The sequence below is a fragment of the Pelosinus sp. UFO1 genome, from assembly GCF_000725345.1.
In the GTDB taxonomy this organism is placed as follows: domain Bacteria; phylum Bacillota; class Negativicutes; order DSM-13327; family DSM-13327; genus Pelosinus.
This window is the reverse complement of the sequence record NZ_CP008852.1, coordinates 4,977,785-4,998,151: the sequence shown is the minus strand read 5'-3', so window position 1 is coordinate 4,998,151 and position 20,367 is coordinate 4,977,785. Positions and strand designations below refer to the sequence as shown.

18 protein-coding genes are annotated in these 20,367 nt (G+C 39.9%); 1 reads left to right on the top strand and 17 read right to left on the bottom strand.

The window, feature by feature from the left end; genetic code table 11:
* Positions 1 to 183: 183 nt before the first annotated feature.
* From UFO1_RS23415 to UFO1_RS23365, 12 genes are all read right to left on the bottom strand, one after another.
* Positions 184 to 1,734, bottom strand: a complete 1,551-nt coding sequence (locus UFO1_RS23415) for a sigma 54-interacting transcriptional regulator (protein WP_038674627.1) — start codon at positions 1,732 to 1,734, stop codon at positions 184 to 186.
* Positions 1,735 to 1,886: 152 nt separating this feature from the next.
* A complete protein-coding gene (locus UFO1_RS25350) occupies positions 1,887 to 2,036 on the bottom strand; it encodes a hypothetical protein (protein WP_158442858.1) in 150 nt (49 codons plus the stop codon).
* A 236-nt stretch (positions 2,037 to 2,272) separates the two neighbouring features.
* The gene (locus UFO1_RS23410; protein ID WP_084159901.1) at positions 2,273 to 3,550 is read right to left on the bottom strand and encodes an exo-beta-N-acetylmuramidase NamZ domain-containing protein; all 1,278 of its coding nucleotides are present in this window, start codon (positions 3,548 to 3,550) and stop codon (positions 2,273 to 2,275) included.
* A 55-nt stretch (positions 3,551 to 3,605) separates the two neighbouring features.
* Positions 3,606 to 4,295, bottom strand: a complete 690-nt coding sequence (locus UFO1_RS26150; RefSeq protein ID WP_038674625.1) for a methyl-accepting chemotaxis protein — start codon at positions 4,293 to 4,295, stop codon at positions 3,606 to 3,608.
* 168 nt (positions 4,296 to 4,463) lie between these two features.
* Entirely contained in the window at positions 4,464 to 5,330 is an 867-nt protein-coding gene (locus tag UFO1_RS23400) for an LPP20 family lipoprotein (protein ID WP_051789071.1), read from the bottom strand.
* 47 nt (positions 5,331 to 5,377) lie between these two features.
* The gene (locus UFO1_RS23395) at positions 5,378 to 6,484 is read right to left on the bottom strand and encodes a hypothetical protein (RefSeq protein WP_144390918.1); all 1,107 of its coding nucleotides are present in this window, start codon (positions 6,482 to 6,484) and stop codon (positions 5,378 to 5,380) included.
* A gap of 16 nt (positions 6,485 to 6,500) precedes the next feature.
* Positions 6,501 to 7,391 (bottom strand): CsgG/HfaB family protein, encoded by an 891-nt coding sequence (locus tag UFO1_RS23390; RefSeq protein WP_038674623.1) that lies wholly within the window; start codon positions 7,389 to 7,391, stop codon positions 6,501 to 6,503.
* A gap of 409 nt (positions 7,392 to 7,800) precedes the next feature.
* Positions 7,801 to 10,938, bottom strand: a complete 3,138-nt coding sequence (locus UFO1_RS23385; protein ID WP_038674621.1) for an efflux RND transporter permease subunit — start codon at positions 10,936 to 10,938, stop codon at positions 7,801 to 7,803.
* A 12-nt stretch (positions 10,939 to 10,950) separates the two neighbouring features.
* Positions 10,951 to 12,120, bottom strand: a complete 1,170-nt coding sequence (locus UFO1_RS23380) for an efflux RND transporter periplasmic adaptor subunit (RefSeq protein WP_038674619.1) — start codon at positions 12,118 to 12,120, stop codon at positions 10,951 to 10,953.
* Positions 12,121 to 12,164: 44 nt separating this feature from the next.
* Positions 12,165 to 13,457, bottom strand: a complete 1,293-nt coding sequence (locus UFO1_RS23375) for a TolC family protein (protein WP_038674617.1) — start codon at positions 13,455 to 13,457, stop codon at positions 12,165 to 12,167.
* Between the two features lie 282 nt (positions 13,458 to 13,739).
* Positions 13,740 to 15,827, bottom strand: a complete 2,088-nt coding sequence (locus tag UFO1_RS24210) for a diguanylate cyclase domain-containing protein (RefSeq protein ID WP_051789070.1) — start codon at positions 15,825 to 15,827, stop codon at positions 13,740 to 13,742.
* 377 nt (positions 15,828 to 16,204) lie between these two features.
* Positions 16,205 to 16,567, bottom strand: a complete 363-nt coding sequence (locus UFO1_RS23365) for a hypothetical protein (RefSeq protein ID WP_038674615.1) — start codon at positions 16,565 to 16,567, stop codon at positions 16,205 to 16,207.
* 759 nt (positions 16,568 to 17,326) lie between these two features.
* Here UFO1_RS23365 and UFO1_RS24675 point away from each other — a divergent pair.
* On the top strand, positions 17,327 to 17,539 hold the full coding sequence (locus tag UFO1_RS24675; RefSeq protein ID WP_071842051.1) for a hypothetical protein: 213 nt from the start codon (positions 17,327 to 17,329) through the stop codon (positions 17,537 to 17,539).
* 127 nt (positions 17,540 to 17,666) lie between these two features.
* Here UFO1_RS24675 and UFO1_RS23360 read toward each other — a convergent pair whose 3' ends face one another.
* The 5 genes from UFO1_RS23360 to UFO1_RS23340 all read right to left on the bottom strand — a co-directional run bounded on the left by UFO1_RS23360 (position 17,667) and on the right by UFO1_RS23340 (position 20,257).
* Complete coding sequence (locus UFO1_RS23360; protein WP_038674614.1) at positions 17,667 to 18,377, bottom strand: MBL fold metallo-hydrolase; 711 nt, start codon at positions 18,375 to 18,377, stop codon at positions 17,667 to 17,669.
* A gap of 398 nt (positions 18,378 to 18,775) precedes the next feature.
* The gene (locus UFO1_RS23355) at positions 18,776 to 19,369 is read right to left on the bottom strand and encodes a manganese catalase family protein (protein ID WP_038674612.1); all 594 of its coding nucleotides are present in this window, start codon (positions 19,367 to 19,369) and stop codon (positions 18,776 to 18,778) included.
* Between the two features lie 16 nt (positions 19,370 to 19,385).
* A complete protein-coding gene (locus tag UFO1_RS23350; protein ID WP_038674611.1) occupies positions 19,386 to 19,643 on the bottom strand; it encodes a spore coat protein CotJB in 258 nt (85 codons plus the stop codon).
* 19 nt (positions 19,644 to 19,662) lie between these two features.
* Complete coding sequence (locus tag UFO1_RS23345; protein ID WP_051789069.1) at positions 19,663 to 19,896, bottom strand: spore coat associated protein CotJA; 234 nt, start codon at positions 19,894 to 19,896, stop codon at positions 19,663 to 19,665.
* A 79-nt stretch (positions 19,897 to 19,975) separates the two neighbouring features.
* A complete protein-coding gene (locus UFO1_RS23340; protein ID WP_038674609.1) occupies positions 19,976 to 20,257 on the bottom strand; it encodes a PspC domain-containing protein in 282 nt (93 codons plus the stop codon).
* Positions 20,258 to 20,367: the final 110 nt, after the last annotated feature.

Genomic DNA, 20,367 nt, shown 5'->3' with positions numbered 1-20,367 from the left:
TTTTCTTTTGGTATGGTCCAATGATTGCTTACCTACAACGACAGCCTACTATGCTTCAAAAAGTAACAAGCCTGCTTTTTTATCTTTCAGATGGCTATTTTGTAAACTTTAGTTTCCACAATGCATTCCACTGTTACGAAAAGTTTCCACAGACAAGCAAATTTATGTCATGTACCTTGTTATCTAATTGACAGGGAAATTATACTTTCGCATTTTTTTTAATACGGCAGTATGGGACAATCCTAGCACGGCCCCCATGCGCCTAGAGGAACGAAAACGGCGCATGGTTTCCTGTAGAATAACAACTTCTACCTCCGCTAACCGTTCTTCTAATGTTTGATAGGTTTCAAACTGTACCGCAGGTGGTGCTGCCTGAGAGCCCGATGGTCTTCCTAAAAATATATGCTCTGGCTGCACTTCTGATCCATCAACTAAATTAACTGCTCTTTCAATACAGTTTTTTAATTCTCGCACATTTCCCGGCCAATTATAATCTTGTAAACGTTCCAGTGCCGCAGCCGAAAACCCTTTGACTGGACGTTGCAGTTTTCCTGCAAAATGTTTTAAAAAAAGTTCCCCTAAGAGCTGAATGTCCTCGAATCGTTTTCTAAGAGGCGGTACTAATATCGGTATTACATTTAGTCGATAATATAGATCCTCACGAAAAATTTTATCCGCTACCATATCTTCCAAATTGCGATTGGTAGCAGCAATAATCCGTACATCAATTTCTACTTCCTTAGTACTACCTACCCGCCTTACTCGGTGTTCTTGAAGCACCCTTAATAATTTAACTTGTAAATGGGCCGAAATCTCCCCCACCTCATCAAGGAATAAGGTTCCTCCATTTGCTAATTCAAACATACCTGGCTTACCACCTTTAACTGCACCAGTAAATGCACCCTCGGCATAACCAAAAAGCTCACTTTCCAGTAAAGTTTCAGGAATCGCAGCGCAATTAATTGGCACGAAGGCAGCACTGGCCCTTGCAGAAGAACTATGTAATGCTCTAGCAAATAGCTCCTTGCCTGTGCCTGTTTCTCCGCGAATTAATATGGTAGAATCACTAGCAGCATACCGTTTTGCCTGATTAACCACCTGTCCCATTATGGAACTCGCAAAGGGAATATCAGCAAACGTCATTGGCAAGGATGCCGTCATATTATTCATCAGACTCCTTACCTCTTGGGTATCACGAATCAAGGCAACAACACCTACCACCTCATTTCCATTATTCCTGAGGGGTATGGTACTAACTACACAATAGCTAGCCCCGCTTTCAATATATACTTCTCGATTATGATAGTGACTACCAGTTAGTAAGGTTTCCTGTATGAGTAGTTTTTTAAATAAGACGTCCCCTAAGGGCTGCCCTAATGCTTTCTTTATTGGCAAATTCAGAATACGAGCCGCAGCCGGGTTGTATTGCGTGATTATCCCCTCTTGATTAACAGCCAGAATACCATCATGTACTGAGGTTAATATAGCATCGAGCTGCTCCGTTTTTTCCTTAGAAGGCATAAAGGAGATTTCCTCTATTTTTTGCACGCCAACAATACGCGTTAATTCCTCAATGCACTCTTTACGTTCATCCCCACATACGCTTTGGCATTCTAGGAATACTTTATTTTCCTCTAATTCCATTGATATAATATTAATTCTCCGCTTGGCTAGAATTCCTGTAACATCATGAACAATTCCAATACGGTCTATATATAGTATACGCAAATACACCCTGCACACCCCTCTTTCCCATCCAGTTCTACAAGTTATCCTATAGGGTTTAATTCTTGTTATTATTCATCAAGCCAATCATTATTCCTGCTATAACCTAACTATACTTATACGAAAAAATAGAGCCCCAAAAGGCTCTATCCCCGATACCCTTACATCTTGCTTTTTTGGCAAACCAGTGCTTTCTCTAAAATATCCTTAAACAGACTATGCTGTTTCTTCTTCATTCCATCCTTGGGCTGCCGATTTTCATGTCTTCGAGTATCAACTTGGTAAACAAACGATACCTTCGTAATCATCATAATCGCCCTCCTTTGGTGTGCTATATATTAAATATATCGGAGGTTTCCTATATTTTCTTAATAGCTTTATGTAATATTTTCCCATATTTTTTTTCGAATGACTTTCCCCCTTTAATACAAGAACTAAGGCTTGGCAAATGCCAAGCCTTAGTCACCCCCTAACAGTTACAAAAAGTTGAATCTACTTCATTTTTGAAACAATAAGTAGAATGCTTCAATTGGAAACATCTGCCTACTTATTTGTATAAGTAATATTTTTTAGACCTTTCCTGAAATTCTCTAGCATCTTTTTCCCATAGAACCTGCAACTCAGAAAGAGAATAGACCCCCTTCCTCACAGTATCATCACCAGTAGATAAATCCATGGTCCCCTCCGTCTTCGCGCCACGCTGGAATGAGAACTTATCACCGCTCATCTCTTTTATCGTGTAGAGCAGGCTTATGCCTGTCTTGACTGGTAAAAATGCTTTTCGGTCAACGATATGCAGCTGCACTCCTGCACAAGCCGTATCCTGATACAAGCCAAAACGCGGCACAAAGTAAGCGGGGCGAAAAATAACACCAGGTAGCTTCATTGCTGTCATTTTATCTGCTAGTTCTTGCGCATCAAGCCAAGGGGCACCGACGAGCTCAAAGGGCCTTGTCGTTCCCACACCTTCTGAAATATTAGCACCACCAAATAGGCCCGTTCCTGGATATAATAGCGCTGTATCAGGGGTCGGAATATTAGGTGATGTCATAACCCAGGGAAGGTGGGTTTCATTAAAATACATCTCCCGCTTCCAGCCCGACATTTCAACCACAACTAGATCACAACCAATACCAAACTCCGTATTAAATAATCTCGCCAACTCTCCTACCGTCATCCCATGCCGAATCGGGATGGGATACATGCCGATAAAAGACTCAAAACCAGGTTTTATAAGATTGCCCTCCACCTGTATTCCACCAATTGGATTGGGTCTATCAAAAACCACCATGGTTTTCCCCAATTCTTTGCAAGCTTGCATAGCATAGGCCATTGTGTAGATATAGGTATAGGAACGGGCACCTACATCTTGTATATCAAAGGCAAGTACATCAACATCAGCCAGCATTTCCTGGGTCGGTTTCTTCGTTGCACCGTATAAACTATAAATAGGGAGTTTCGTCTTTTCATCAATCGTACCACTGACTGCATCACCAGCCTTAACCGCCCCCCGAATACCATGTTCCGGAGAATATAAGGCCACCAAATTGGTTTTTTCATATAATATATCTACTGTACTTTGAAAATTGCTATTCATACCTGTAGAATTTGTAATTAATCCAACACGTTTGCCTGCAAATACCTGCATATAGTCATTAATTCTATCAATTCCTAATCTTACAGGTACCGGCTGAGCAACTTCCAATTCTTTTTTGGCTTTTCCTTTTTCTTTCGCTTCAGCAATGTTCACTGCATTGCTGAGACTTACGACTAACACCATTATCAGTAGTAATAGCTTGATCGGATGATCCTTAACACTCTTCATAGAACCTCCATTAAAAAGGAGCCTGCGAGAAAACTCGGAGGCTCCATCTATTCATTTATATTTTTTCACCCGTAATCAATTCTCGTTTCGTATGCTTTTCCGCCACCGCGGCAGTTTCTTCAATCCCAACAATAATATGCTGCATAGAAGCTTCAATATTTCCTAAGATGTCATTTATCTTTTTTGTCGCCTCTACACTATCCTCTGACAACTTACGAACTTCTGTAGCTACTACCGCAAATCCTCTTCCATGTTCACCAGCTCGCGCTGCTTCAATCGCAGCATTTAAACCTAAAAGATTTGTTTGTTGTGATACTTTATTAATAAAACCAATTACTTCATGAGTATTATTAATATGGTTTTTAGCTTCATTGACAGATTCAGAAAGAACAACAACCTTCTCATTCAACTCTTCACTCATTAAGACTTGAGATTTAATAAGGTGGTATAACATACCCGTAATAAAGTCGTCCACAACTTTAACATTTGAAGTCTTGTTTTCTTCAATCAAACGATTGACCTGTTGGTTTCCGGTGATATTTAATACTACATTCACATTTGGCATTTTTAGCCCATCTCGAACATCAGTAAATGTACGGATTCCCATGTTTTGTGCCATCTTAATTGCTACAGCGTCCGTCTTTACATCTACCACACCTACAATCTCCATTTGTGGCACTTGATTCGCCATTTCTAATATTGCAACGCCGCTTCTACCGCCGCCTACCAACAAAATATTAACCAATAACTCCGCCCCCTAAATCATGTTAATCAGTAAAGTATATTATTGTTATTTATTATACTATAAATCAAATCTTTCTACATTAAAAAGTTGAGCCGTCTTACTCTAAAGATAAGACGGCTCAAATTTTCAATATCATATACCTATAACAAAACTTAACTTTTCGGCATATTATCTTTCAAATACTACGGCGCACTTTCTTAAGAAATCCGTAGATTCATTTGCAGCTAGAATTCTATCTGCATCCGATTTACTAATCACTACATTACAGTTGTTCCCTGTAACCCGAATAGCTTTTACTACGATTGCCTTAACCCCTGCCCGGGATTGACCTTCTCGGGCATCAGAGGTTGACGTGTAATCCACCATGCCTTGGGAAATAGCATAATCAGCATTAATATACATACTACCGTATATGCTACGTCCATTTTCATCAAGAATCACAGGAGAAAAAGTAGGCTCTAGTCCAAGACCTCGGGCATCAACAATAACACCAGTATAGCCAGTACCGTTGATTGTTATATTTCCAGCTAATTGGTCGCCCTTATAATCAGTAGAGGGTACAGGGAATTGTTGAATTTCGCTAGGTTTGGTAGCATTATACGCAATTTCACCCAAACTATTAGGTCCGTACATATTAATACTTACAACAACTTGATACGTTCCATCAGCCTTTTCAACTTCTTCAACAATCCGCGCTCCCCTAATAATTCCTGATACCTTTGTGCTAACGACATCATTGGTAGCCACCAAATTTTGCATGGTTGTCTCAGAATTAATCTGAACATCTTGAATCATTTCCTGCAAATTTCTATATGCGTCGACAATGGCAGCTCTTCTCGCCAACAGGCGACCTTGCGAGGAAGAAGTAACATTGTTCGGAGGCACACCAAAACCTACTGCTTGAATAGTACCTTGTGCTCCTTGATCCCATCCAATGCTTCTCCCCCCTTGAGCGATAGTCACTGATGGAACTAGAACACAACTCACCAGCATCAATAAAAAAGCTGTACATAAAAGTTTAATCCTTTTTTCCATACAATACACCCCTTACTATTTTTTAACAGATTTTACAAAAAACTTACTTACCTAAGTATTACCTCAATTGAGCTATTCGTAATACCGAGAATATCTAAGGAAATGCCTTCTGTCTGCTGCAGCCCATCTGCTAATAGCTTCGGTGCTCCAGTATAATTAACATCAATTTGGGCAATTCCACTATTATAAGAATGTAAGGTAACGGATTGAACACCGGAAATTCGTTTTAAAGAATTTTGAATCGAACTAATTTTGTCAAAACTAGCCCGTTTAATTAAAATCGTTACTGTTTTATTCGAATCACCAGCATACTCCATAAGCTTACGAACCATAAAACTGCCTATTTTTTCACCTGATGCAGCTAGTGCTTTTTTAGATGATAGTAGCGGTGTAATATCAGCACCACTTGCGTCAGCACCCTGGGCAGCAATTATTTCACCAGTATCTACTTTTAACAGCTTTGCCGAAATATGGGCACGACTGGACTTTATACTACTGCTATATACAGCACCAACATACTGACTCGTCGCCTCACCAACAATTACGTAATCAAGCTGTTCTGTAGTAGCTAATACTTTGGCTGATTCAAAATCATCATCCAAAATAGCACGAACCAATTGATTTTCCTGAACATGCTGTAATTGACGAGCATCAATGACATGTTTAAAGCCTGCATCTCGAAGTTTTTGTATAACTACCGTCTCACTTGCAGAATTGGCAATTGACGATGCCTGGTGAAATTCAGGAATAATAACAGCAATTCGTGGATCTCTTAGCATTACCTCAATAAGCTTTAACTTTTGCAATTTGTTATAAAGAGCAGATTGGGGTTCTGTATCTACAGTAACGTTAACTGAAACGGTATAAGATCCTCGATTACTTTGTTCACTAATGATGTGATAATCTTGCACAAATCCCTGGGAATGGACGTAGATCTCATCTGAGATAATCTGATTATTGTTCGATATTGTATTCGAATCAACTAATGCCCCCACAGCTTGTTCTACTGCTATACGAAGAGCATCACGAATGGCATCGTCCCGTGTTGGACCATTTCCCTCAACAGTTACGCTGTTGGCCCAGGCTATATTACACAACAATAATGTAAATACGATTACCAAACAGCAACAAAATTTCTTTTTAATGACCGCCACCTCCTATCTACAAGAATTAGAGTGAGCGAACCTTATTGCCTTGCTCAACTAGAGCAGCACCATTGCCTTCAATAGTAGCCACTGACATTTGTCCTTCTACACTCGAAATTTTAACTTTACAAATATCGCCTTTTTCTACGCCAATTACTTCGCCAGCGGCATTAGTAATTGTTTCGCCTTCTTTGTATACCATGAAGGACTGACCAGGTTGAACACCTTGCTCTCTACCAATGTCCAGATACAATTTACGACCGCTTACTTTTGCTACACAACCTTCAAGAGGGGATTGCTTGCTAATATTAGTGGCAATTTTTTTAATTGCAATTCCCAATGCTTCGTCATAAACACTAGCGGATACACCGGTCTGTACCGAGCCAATCCCTTGTATTGCTCCACCACTTTTTTTCACATTCCCATCCACTTGGTCTGCCCAAACGATAGAACCTGTAGTAGAGTCAATCATGCGAACACTAATTTGTACCTTTATATTTAATTGATTCACAGCTACACCCATGACAGAAGTCCGGTTTTCTTCAGCCCCTGCCGAAAGAATTTTTCCGTATACAATATATTTCAAACCCACTAACTTGCCTATTTGAGCAGCTGTACTATCATCAAGAGCACCTGATGCACCAAAAGCTTGTTCATCGAGTACCGACCTAATTTGATCCCTCTCGATTACTTCAAAGCTCTTGTTTTTTGCTAACTCGTTCGTTAACATATCCGTAGCCCCTAACCCAATATCATAATGACCGCCGCCAGGAACCCTTACTGTAAAGTTGTTTGTTTCAAATTTGGTAATACCAATACGTTTTGGTGAGGCACCAGCTACCATTACTGAAGAAAACATAAAACATAAAAGAGCAACCACTACTAGAAAAGATACTTTTTTTGATTTTTTAAACATAAATACAATTACAACTCCTTAATTTATAACTTTTTATATTACTTTACTATTTTCCTAAAGATGACTATCTCTACTAAACTAGGAAAGCAGTCTCAGGGAAAATAAAAAAAGAAATATACATCTCGGTGGTATTAATTAAAAAACACCATCCTTTGGATTTCCATTTGCTTTCCAATTATAGATGATTTTCAATATTATTACCTCTAACGAAAGGTATAGATTCCCAAAATACATATTTTTTGGTTATTAAAAAAGCCATCTACCCCCAAAAGGTAAAGATGGCAATAAGGCACTGCTAAATAAATTTCACAACCATTAAACTATGTGTTATAGAGGCGATTTAAGAAAGGCTTGGATTTTACATCGCCCAAGCCTTTCTTATTGCCTTACTCTAATAATAAATTGGGGTTTATACGTCTATAGTTCTCCCTTTACGTAATCGATTAACTTTTTCGGTTATCTTTTCTACCACTACAAAGAGAACGGGTATTAAGAATATTCCTAGTGCTGTAGCTGTAAACATACCCCCTACCACTGCCGTTCCCATAGAATTTCTGGCACCAGCGCCAGCACCGGTAGCAACCGCCAAAGGAACACAACCAATAATAAACGCTAATGAGGTCATAATAATAGGACGTAGACGGATCTTGGCTGCTTCAATGGCGGCCTGAACGATATCCATACCATTATCGACTCTTACTTTAGCAAACTCTACAATTAATATAGCGTTCTTCGCTGCCAAGCCAATTAGCATAACTAAAGCGATTTGCATATATACGCTATTTTCTAAGTTGCGTGCATACTGAGATAAGAACGCACCAAATATTCCTACCGGAACGGTAAGCAACACTGCAAAGGGAACACTCCAACTTTCATACAGAGCAGCTAAACATAAAAATGCAAATGTAATCGCCATACCAAACACGATGGGGGTGCGACTACCTGACAATCTTTCTTCACGACTTTGACCTGACCATTCATAAGAATAGCCACTAGGTAATGTTTTTGCAACTTCTTCCAAGGCAGTCATTGCCTGACCTGAACTATACCCCGACGCCTGCGTTGCACTGATTTTAACCGCTTTGAGACCATTATATCTTACGATGGTCGCGGGTGCATTGATACTCGTAGGTTTTATCAGAGTATTTAATGGCACCATTGCCCCAGAAGAACTTTTTACAAACAAGTACCGTGTCGCATTAATATCACTACGGAAAGCCGTTTCTGCCTGTACAATAACCTTGTACGTACGACCAAATTCATTAAAATCATTAACCTGCGATCCCCCGAGAAACACCTGTAAGGCAGTAAATACATCTCCAACGGCCACGCCCATGTTCTCAGCCTTTTCCCGGTCGACCTCAAATTGATAGCCTGGTGTATCGGATTTAAAATTTGAAGAAATCGATCCAATTTCAGGCCTTTCTTTCGCTGCAGTGACAAAAGCTTGGGACACATCATCCAGATCATCCAATGAACCCCCATTTTGATCTTCCAACATTAACGTTAATCCACCCACCATACCAAGTCCTGGTAGGGCAGGAGGAGCAAAAGCAATCACAGATCCTTCAGGCAAATGTGAGCCGCTCATAAAGGTTTGCCCAATTTGGGCTCCTACTAATAATTGGGGACTTTTTCTCTGCTCCCACGAATCCAATGAAACAAACATTGCCCCTGCACTGGATTTAGATCCTCCCCCTAATAAATCTAACCCCGTTATGGACATAACATTCGCAACTCCTGGTTGAGAGCTTACCTTGCTTAAAAACTCTTTCATGGCTGCCGTTGTACGATTTAGACTCGCTGCCTCAGGCAAAGAAATTGATGTTATGTAGAATCCCTGATCTTCATCAGGCACAAAAGAAGTAGGCACTAATTTATACAATCCTCCAATCGAGAGACTTAAAACGACTAATAGGACCATGCATAAACGCGCTTTGGAAATGACCTTTATTAAACCATTTCCATATTTCTCAGTTCTTCCTTCAAACCAGTGATTGAACTGTTCAAAAAATTTACCGACCATTCCACTATGCGCATTTGAATCATAGGGCTTCAGTAATAATATGCAAAGAGCCGGTGTAAGAGACAAAGCGATAAGAGCTGATAAAGCCATTGCTACAGCAATGGTTAAGGCAAATTGCTTGTATAAAATCCCCATCATCCCGCCAAAAAAAGCTACGGGGATGAATACGGAAGCTAATACAAAGGCAATGGCAACGACTGGTCCAGATACTTCACTCATCGCCCGCTTAGTAGCGTCTAGCGGCGAAAGTCCTGAGTATCGCATATGATGCTCGACAGCCTCAATAACAACAATCGCATCATCAACTACCAGCCCTATGGCAAGTACCATGGCAAATAAGGTTAATGTATTGATGGTAAATCCTAATGCAGTAAAAGCAGCAAATGTTCCTAGCAAGGATACTGGAATGGCTAGCATGGGAATCAATGTAGCACGCCAGCTCTGCAAGAAAAGAAATACAACAACTAAAACTAGCAGCATTGCTTCGGCAAAGCTTTTAATAACTTCAATCATTGATTGCCTAATAAATTCAGTATTATCTACGACAATTTTATATTGCATACCAACAGGGAATTTTTCTGACGCCTTTGCAATAACTGTCTTTACATTACCAATTGTCTGCAAAGCATTGGCATCACTTGTTAGCTTAACAGCAAACCCTGCACTAGTATGACCATTTACCATGCTTGCATTCGTGTAGGATTTACTTCCTAATTCCACCCGCGCTATATCTTTTATACGAATAAACGAACCGTCTCCTTTGGCGGTGACAATGATATTCCCAAATTCTTTGGGAGTAGATAAACGTCCTTTTATTCTGGTACTATATTGAAATTCCTGCTGAGAATCTTCGGGCATTTGTCCAATAGCGCCAGCAGGTGCTTGGATATTCTGATTTGTAATGGCATTAGTCACTTGCGTTATAGAAACTCCAAGATTTGCCATCTTCTCAGGTTGCAACCATATTCTCATACCATAATCAGAACCAAATTCCGATACTTCTCCCACACCACTGACACGTTTTATCTGATCGAGAAGATAAATACTGCCATAATTTTTCAAGAAATTTACGTCATAAGTATCATCGTCCGAATAGAGATTAAAAATCAGGGACATATCTTGAGATGATTTCCTGGTCGTAATGCCGGCGGTCTGAACATCACTTGGCAGTGCTGACGTCGCCTCTGATACCCGATTTTGAGTCTGTACAGCTGCAGTATCAGCATTGATCCCAGACTCAAATTGAACATTTAACGAATAGGAACCTGAATCTGTACTAGTGGAAGACATATAAGACATTCCTTCCACTCCATTGACTTGTTGTTCAATGATCTGAGCTACAGTTTGATCTATGACCTCAGCGTTTGCTCCTTGGTACGTTGTACTAATCGAAACTGTTGGCGGAGAGATCTGAGGATACTGAGCTATAGGTAAATTTACTGCAGCGGTCACGCCTATTATTGTTATGATAATCGATAAAACGATCGCAAAAACAGGTCGTTTTATAAAGAATTGTGCCATTCAAAATCCCCCCTATCGCTTAGCCGGAATTTGCAATTCATCCGCTTGTATCATCGTTACTTGTAATGCGGTTCCCGCTTTAACTTTGTTAGTACCTTCCACAATAACGCGATCATTAACAGTTAGTCCATTTTGTACTAACCATAGATTGCCAATCCGTTCTCCCATCGTCACTTCTCTGCTCTCTGCCTTATTCTCGTCTGTTACTACGGTAACAAACGTCTTATTTAACAATTCTGTTACTGCCCGTTGCGGGATTAGTAAAGCCCCCTGATGTAATGCTCCCTGAGTTACTACCCTAGCAAACATACCAGGCATGAGAATGTTTTGCGGATTACTAAAAGAGGCTTTTAGCGTAATTGTACCTGTTGTATCAGTAACGCCTTTATCGACTTGTTCGATGCGCCCTAACAACGGATATTGGGTTCCATTACTAAGAGTAAGTTTAAGATTATCCTTAAAAGTACTTGGTAAAGTACCGTTTCCTAACTGGACAAGATCTAAATATTCATTTTCACTCATACTAAATTGCACCCACACTGGATCTACGGATGATACTGTAGCCATTGTCGTAGACCCCGCTACTACATAAGAACCCATGCTGACATCATTCACATCAATACGGCCATCAACAGGTGAGAGTATCAGAGTATCTTGTTCATCCTCGATTGCCTGTTGCAAGCTAGCTTGGTTAACTGCGACCGTAGCAGCGTCTTCTTCTGCTTGGGCTACCTGCGTATCTAACGTTTGCTGAGCAATGCCATTGATAGCTGTTAATTGCTTGTATCTTTCCACATCTTTTTGGTCATTGTTAAGTGTCGCCTTTGACTTATTGAGGGTCGCCCTAGCGGAATTTATGGCTGACCTGTATTGCTTATTATCAATTCGAAACAATGGCTGTCCTTTATAGACGCTATCTCCGCCATTCACCATCTTCTCCACTATATTGCCAGACACTTTAGACATTATTTTTACTTCATTTTTCGATTTTACTTGCCCTACAAATTCGTAGTTAGTCCGAGCATCCTGCTGTATTACCTGCATAGCTTTTACTTCTACTGCCTTCGGTATTTGAGTCGCTTCAGTTTTTGATAGCAAACCGCTGCGTACAACAGCAGTAACTATCAAAACAACCAAAATTATTAGTCCAAAATACAATTTATTTGAATGTTTACTATTCACTTGCTATTCCTCCTGATTACAACCTTACTACGCATCTTTTACAATTATTTCACTAATAAACCCATGGCTTGTTCCAACCCCGCTTTGTTGGTATTGTAGTCGTATAAAGCTTGAATATGATCTTTCTTGGCTGAATCAAGGGATAATACAGCATCAAGCAGGTCAAGATTTGTACCTACTCCCACATCATATCGAGTCTTCTGAATCATTAGATTTTCTTCCGCTTGATTCACTGATACTTTATTTGTCTCAATTCGTTTTTCTGCCTCGTACATACTTAGATAGTATTTACGCACATCCAACAAGATGGAGTCATGTTCCTTCCCAGCCTGATCCAATACCATGTCCACGTTATGCTGTGCTTGTTTCACTTTGGCGTTGGTTACACCGGAATCAAAAACGTTTATTGAAGTAGTAAGTTTCAACAGCCAATTGCTGTTCTTAGAACCGGGTAAATGACTATCATACCAATCTTGCTCAGCAGTCAAATCGACGGTTGGCAGATAGCCACTCTTGGCACTTTTCACACCGTATTGCGCGCTAGCGACTTTCGCTTCATACTGGACTATTTCCGGTCGATGAATTTGGGCATATTGAATACATTCTTCCAGCGTTAAGGGATATTTTTCATATTTGAATTCGTCCTTCAGCTTTAGCTCGGTACCATGAGATAATCCAATTGCATTATTAAGCGCCGCTACCGCATTATTGTAATTATTCTCTGCTTTAATTAAGCTATCCTGAGCCTGTGCCAGATTAACCTGACTTGATAAAATATCTGTCTTAGCTACCAAACCTAAATCAAACTTAGCCTTAACCAGGTTGAGGTGATTTACATAGTTATTTACTGTCTCTTGATCAACTTGCAATGCATTACGGTAATCCATTACGGTGAAATAGTCCGTAACGACAGTTAGTTTAAGCTGTTGTTTCGCTGCGTCGACATCAAGATCGGCTACTTTGAGATCAAGTTTAGCCTGATCAATCACGCTCTCTAAATTACCACCGGAATAAATGGGGAGGCTGAGGGATATCTGGTTGTCAAAATTACTGGTATATGAGTATACCGATGATGTAGAGGAAGGGGGAGTATTGTAACGACTGTCTGTATGAGCATATTTGATAGAAACCCCTTTAGCCTTTGCTGCTTCTTTGACAGCCCAATAAGACTTCTCTCTAGCCGATTTCGCATATTTTATATCATAGTTATTTTTTAAGGCTAAAGTGATACTATCTTCCAAGGATAGTTCTACAGGAGCCGCGAATACGGATTGACTAAAGGACATGAATACTATTACAGGAATTAACATTACAACACATCGCTGATATACGTTCATAAAGCAACCTCCAATAAATTGATTTCGTTAAATTATACCAATATAAGGTGACAGCTTTTACTCAGTTTTATTACAATTATGTACATATTAGGATAACGCTTACCACTCTTTCAGCGTTTACAAATACAACGTCCATACACAGTATTACACTTAGATCCGCCCCATATTAACGCAAAAGGTATAGACTCCCAAATACATTTTAATTTATTCAAAAAAAAGAGCCGTCTACCTTGAAAGGTAAAGACGGCAAAGGGTTGGATATTTACTTGATAAGCTATTCGCCTAAAACTCGGTACTATCTAGTTCACCCGCTAACTGCAATTGGTTTCGCCCTAAATGCTTCGCCTGGTAAAGAGCTTGATCGGCGGCGAGAATCATCTTTTCTGGTGTCAAGTCTGCCCTAGGGATAGCGACAGCAATACCAAGACTTACTGTAACGAATTCAGCCACTGGCGACATCCTATGTCGAATAGCCAACTCTCTAACCTGAGTTAGAATACGTTCTCCTACCTTAACAGCTCCAGCTTGATCGGTGTCAGGCAAAATTACAGCGAATTCTTCTCCACCATAACGCGCGACTAGATCAGTCCCACGTTTCGCGCCCTCACCTAGCGCAGTGGCAACTTGTCTAAGACAATCATCTCCTGCGACATGTCCATAAGTATCATTATACAACTTAAAAAAATCGACATCTAACAAAATCAAAGCAATTGACGTTTGCTCTCGTTTAGCTCCTTGGCATTCCCGTTCTAGAAATTCGTCAAAATAGCGCCGATTGGCGACGCAAGTAAGACCATCTTGCAATGAGATCCGGCATAGTTCTCTATTTAATACCGTCAGCTCTCTAGTTCGCTCTGCTACTTTCCGTTCTAACTCAGCGTGAGCTTGACACAATTTTTCGTTTGCCATTTTGCGTTCAGTAATATCCTCAATCATACTGTCAATACAAAACGTGTCCGTTTGATGATTATAATGCTTCAGCGCCGTCATAGAACACCAGAGGGCTGTTCCATCCTTTCTTCGCAGTCGAATTTCTTTATTTTTCACAGTGCCTTCCTGCTCTACCAATTCACTAACTGCAGTGAACTCTTCCTGACTCCAAAATGTCGTTGATACTGGAATCGTTAATAGTTCATCCATAGACTCATATCCCAGCATCTTTAGAAGTGCAGGATTTGCATATTTAATAAAGGACTTGGCATCTCCTGTTTCCCGGTAGATACCAATGCTGATATTCTCCACCAAAGAGCGATATTTCTCTTCACTTTCTAGCAAGGCACTGGTTCTTGTACCTAACTTATCAGCCATAGAGTTAAACGTAGCTGCTAGCTGTCCTATTTCGTCTCGTGTTGTAACCGAGCTTCTGGCATCCAAATCCCCTTTGGCTAAACGGGCAGCGGCCTCTGATATATCAGTGATTGGCCTTGTCATCATATTGGCAACGGCAATACCAATTAAACTTGCAAGAACAGCGGAGAATACCGTAATCATACATGTTGTCCGTTTAACATCGCTTACATCTGCTAAAGCTTCTTCTACTGGCTGCTGAACAATTAAGCCCCATCCCGTTTGCGGTATATAACTGAAAGCAGCCCATTTCTTTTGTTTCTTGTATTCATACTCTACCAAACCGGTTTGTTTATCCATCACAGCCTTAACTGGTGCAACCCAGGAGACATCCTGCTCGACCATTCCCCGATCTGGGTGCAGCAAAATACGTCCATCTCCATTAACCAGATAGGCATAACCAGCTTGGCCAATCTTAATCTGGTCAATCCGGTCAACAATGGATCTCAATTCCACGTTTACAATCAGCACGCCTACCAGTTGCTGATTTTCGTCCTTGATTGGCTCAGCAATAACAACACCCGGATAACCAGTGCTCTTCGCAATAATAACATCGGAAACCACTGTCTCGCCGATTCGTTTTATTCTTTGAAAATATTCCCGATCGCGATACGTAATCGCATCATCAACTACACGCCCATCCGATCGAGCAATCTGATTGCCTGCACTATCAGCTATAATCGCAATTTGAATATCAGCATCCGCCTTAGTAATGGCCTTAAGTAAGGCATTTTGCTTATCAGGCAGCATCGACTTTATCTCAGCTGTATTTACGGCAATCCGTAGCACCTTAATTTTTTCACTAAACATCTGATCAATATCTTCAGCAGTCTGCTCTGCAATATCGCGATTCTGATTAAACGCTAATTTAGTCAGAATTTTCTCACTTTTATTTTCAGTTATTAACATAGATAGCAACAAGGGAAAAATCGTCATACAAACAAGACAAACACTCAGTGTTTTCCTCAAAGTTTGTCTGTTCCACAGCTTAGTAACATTATGTACTATTTTGGCAAAAAGCACTCAAAAGCCACCCCCTCACTTACGTAAACTAAAATTTAAACTCGACGACTTCATCGTAGCACATTTGCATTATTCTTCTTTATTTCGACAAATTATTCAATTTTCCTCTGCTATTTACACAGTCAACTATAATCTACAAGCCTTTACTTACTTGATTTTATCTGGTTGGGAAACCAGTCGTTTAGCTTTACCCTGCTTCAAAAAAAAGAGTCGTCTCACCTTGAAGGTAAAGACGGCAGAGAGATTCGTATAGAACAAACCTTCTCCAACAATAGATGCGGAGTAAGTGTTTGTTTTTTATTTACTTATTCCAGTAACCCTGGATCGTTGTCTTACAGCAATAGTGTCAGTTTTCATTCCGGGGTAAAAAAGCCTGCTTACACCCACTGAGCAGGCCCATATACCTGATTTTCATCTCTAATAGCCATTGTATTATCGACGTATTGTACCATCGTTACACCTAGGGAATGACCTGTCATAATATTCGCCCCAGGATATCTTTTTCGAATATAACTATAATATGCCAATGCGTCCTCACATTCCTGGGGTTTATTATCCTCCGAACCATGGTAGGAAATGATAATATCTTCGCCTCGTTTATAGGCTGCTGCATAGAAACCGATCTTGTCATTTCCCATCGAATCGATTTCGGTAAAGCCGTTACTTGTAAGATCAATATCGTTCTCTTCACGGTATAAGGCATTAGAAACTACCCCATGTTTTTCGTTAGTCACTGCCACAGTACATTCCCCCTACCACGTATTCTATCTTTCTATAGAATACGTGGTTTTTGAAATCATTGCCTCTAGCAAAAGGTATAGATTGACAAATATATTTTAACCCAACAAAACAAAAGAGCAGTCCCACTGCTTCATCCCTAAGGTAGTTCCCGATATCCCTGTCGGCGACAGCTAAGCCGATGCAAACGGTTTTGAAGTTTGGCGAGACATTTTAGGTGACGTTAATTATTTTTTAAACGATCGTAAATACCCCCTTGGACAAGTACCAATTTATATCCCCCCGTCTTCATCCTGTAGGAGGTTTCTTCTATCCGAAACACTGGCTAGAAGAAACCATCATACAGTTTGTTTCAGGGGAAATTTTAAAAGCGCATGCGAGGTTTTTTAACCTACACATGCGCTTTGCTTCGTCTTGACTGCATGCAGACGCTAAGCCTCCGCTAAGACCTACAATTTTACTATTCCGAATTAGACTTAAAAATCAGTTCTTATTGCAAGAATTGGCAGTTAAATATTTTTAAATTAAACAAGGGGATGTCAGAGCGTGGGGAAATGAACTTACTTTCCACATGTTTTGCCGTCCCCTTGCTTATTGAGTCAGGCAAAAATCGTAGTCTTTTGCTTATATGAAAAGAGTTATATTCTTGATGCTACTATCGTACAATACATTATAATAATAGACCCATCTTAAAAGAAACTAATGAATAACTTGAAATATTCTTATGATTAAAACCCGATATTGAAAAGGAGGATTCTAAAATGCTAAGTGCTGTCTGTGGCCATTTGACAAATTCACCAAATGATACGAATGTTTGCATAGGCCACATCCCTAAGAGTTGTATTTATCTTAGCAGTACATTAAAGGGCTTAACTCCTGATGGCAGATATATACATCGAATAAAAAACGGCAGAGCAACGTATCATCCAGGTTACTACACTATAGACGGAAGGTTATTGCAGCCCCACATATAAAGCAGTAACTCAGGGCTGGCAATACCAGCTCTGAGTTACTGCTTTAATTACCATCGTAATATAACGAAAGTCAGTCCTGCATTACTCAATAATGTAGGACTGACTCTTTCTTCTTCCCGACTCACTGTTATCCCCTAAATATTTCTACCACATTAAAACCTTTGTCTATGACCTCTTTAGGATGAATATGGTTATCTAGATGCATACAGTTCACCTTATCCCGAAACTCAATGCTAATAATTTCTTCCAACTTCCTTAGCGACATATGGCTATTTCCTTCATAATCTAGTCCACAAGTATCTTGATACACTTGGTCAAACTCTCCATTTCGAAATCGAGTTAGAACTTCTTGGCTTATATTATTAGCATCTCCGCTATAATAGAATGCTCCTGTTTTCTGCTTCATAATGAAACCGTAGGCAGGAATCGTTTCTACATGTGTAACCGACAAAAATTCAATGCTAACATCTCCAAAGTCTTTATCGATCACACCTGACTTTTCACGACTATCAAGCACGTACATATCCTTGCTAACTCCGATGCATGCAAAGAAATTCTCTATTAATTCCCGATTAGGGAAAAAAACAGTCGGCTTACATCCCAAGATATAGTAACAATAAAAAATCACTTCTCCAAGGCTTCCTACATGGTCAGGGTGCGTATGAGTTATGACAATATATAAATTCTTCACCCCGTCAAATATGCTTAATTCTTGCAGCCTGTGAAAAACGGTTCCGCCACAGTCAAACAGAAATAGGCCATTATTCTTTTTTATAAAAGCACTTGTATTACCCCATTTAGTATTGAACGCACTACCAATACCAATAAATTTAAGCATCCTATTCACCAACTTGTCCTTTGATTTTTCTAAGAAACGGGGACGGTGGTTGTGTCTTAGTTTTTTTTCAACAATCCTTATCTACAATCATCCTAGAGATTGTCCTAATAGATAAATCCAGATCTTTAGACTTATCTTACCCTACTTCAATACTCTTTATAGAGTAACTGGTTTTTCAAATCATTACCTCTAGAAAAAGGTATAGATTCCCAGATATATTTAAAGAGATCAACAAATCTCACCAAAAACACTATACACTGTTTTTTCGACATTAATCTACTTCTTCACAAAAATATACAACTCACTGCCATAGCTGCTATTTGATAGACCTCTATTACCATAAAAAAAACCGCCCTATTAAGAAGAAAATCTCCTTGATAGGGCGATCCTATGATCTTTTATTTTTCTCTATCACAGCCACACCACATGTTCTTTTTGCTCATGTGTTCTTGCACATCATTCAAGCATTCACCAAATCGTTGGAAATGAACTACTTCTCTTTGCCATAAAAAACGCAGCATATCTTTTACACAAGGGTCATTCGTCATCTCAATAAGATGTTCGTAGGTAACTCGAGCCTTTTGCTCTGCTGCCATATCCTCTGTTAAATCTGCAATAGGGTCACCAAGGCAGGCAATATATTTTGCTGACCAAGGTACTCCATTAGCATCTGTCCAAAACAGTCCGTGATTATGCTGGACATACTGACCACCCCAACCAGCCGCTTCATAATCCTTCGGACTAGCCCCATCCGTTAATTTATATACCAAAGCTGCTATCATTTCCATATGGGCCATTTCTTCTGTACCGATATCAGTAAGTAACGCTATCGATTTATCCGTGGGCATAGAATATCGTTGATTCAAATATCGCAAAGATGCACCTAACTCACCATCTGGTCCACCATATTGAGTAACTACTAGCTTGGCAAAAGCTACGTCAGGGCAAGTAACTTTTACGGGGTGCTGTAATTTTTTCTCATATATCCACATTATGCGATTCCCCCATCTATAGTTCCCATGGCCATGGACCTTGTGACCATTGCCATGGTTCATTGGAATATCCGCCAAAACCAAAATTTAAAAGCGGCCCATATTCATCTTCATACGCTTTTACATGTTTTCTTAACCTCTCAGCAGCACAATTAAAATCATTAATTGCATCCCTATCCATAGGATGGGTATCTAAATATAAATTAAGCTCTAACGCAACAAACTGTATCTCCTGAATCTTTTTCAGCATACTAATTTGCTGTTCACAACTCACTATTTTCACCTCCAACGTTTCAATTGGGTATAGGATACACACCATACAATTCAGGGAATAATGTTCCTTTCATCAAAGCCTCTTGAGGACAAAAGGCGTCATCATAACATTGCCATAAAACATAAGCATGGGCTAATAGCATTCCACTATGTCCATTGTGACCGTGAGAATTCCACATTTCTTTCTTTACTCTCTCCGGTTCTTCTTGGTCCTCTATCTCTTCAGCTAAATTTATATCTTCATCCCGTTTCACTGATCCACCCTCCTCGTCACTAACTTACTGTATCTTATGTAATTGGTCATATTTATGTGACTTTACAAAAAAAATCTGATTATTGCCCATATGTTGGCATAATCAGAAAGGCGAGTATATATAATGCTATGCCGGCCCCGCGATAGAAAGCCAGTAAAGCCCAAATGAAACGAATCAAACTTACATCAATACCTGTAAAATTGCTAACTCCTGCGCATACACCTAAAAGCATACCATGGCTCGGATCAAGGGTTAAGGCTTTATGTAATGCACCATTCATGCCTCCTATATCCCCTTGAAAGAACTGCCAAACAGTCAGTCCACTCACTAAATAAGCTCCTATACGTAATATTCCAAACACAACCTTACCACCTCCTATTACTTTTTATCCGATGACTAACCCGCTCTAAGACTCCCATCTTCGATAAGTGGGAGTTAAGAGCGGCTAAGTCCCTGGATAAGAAGGGCTAA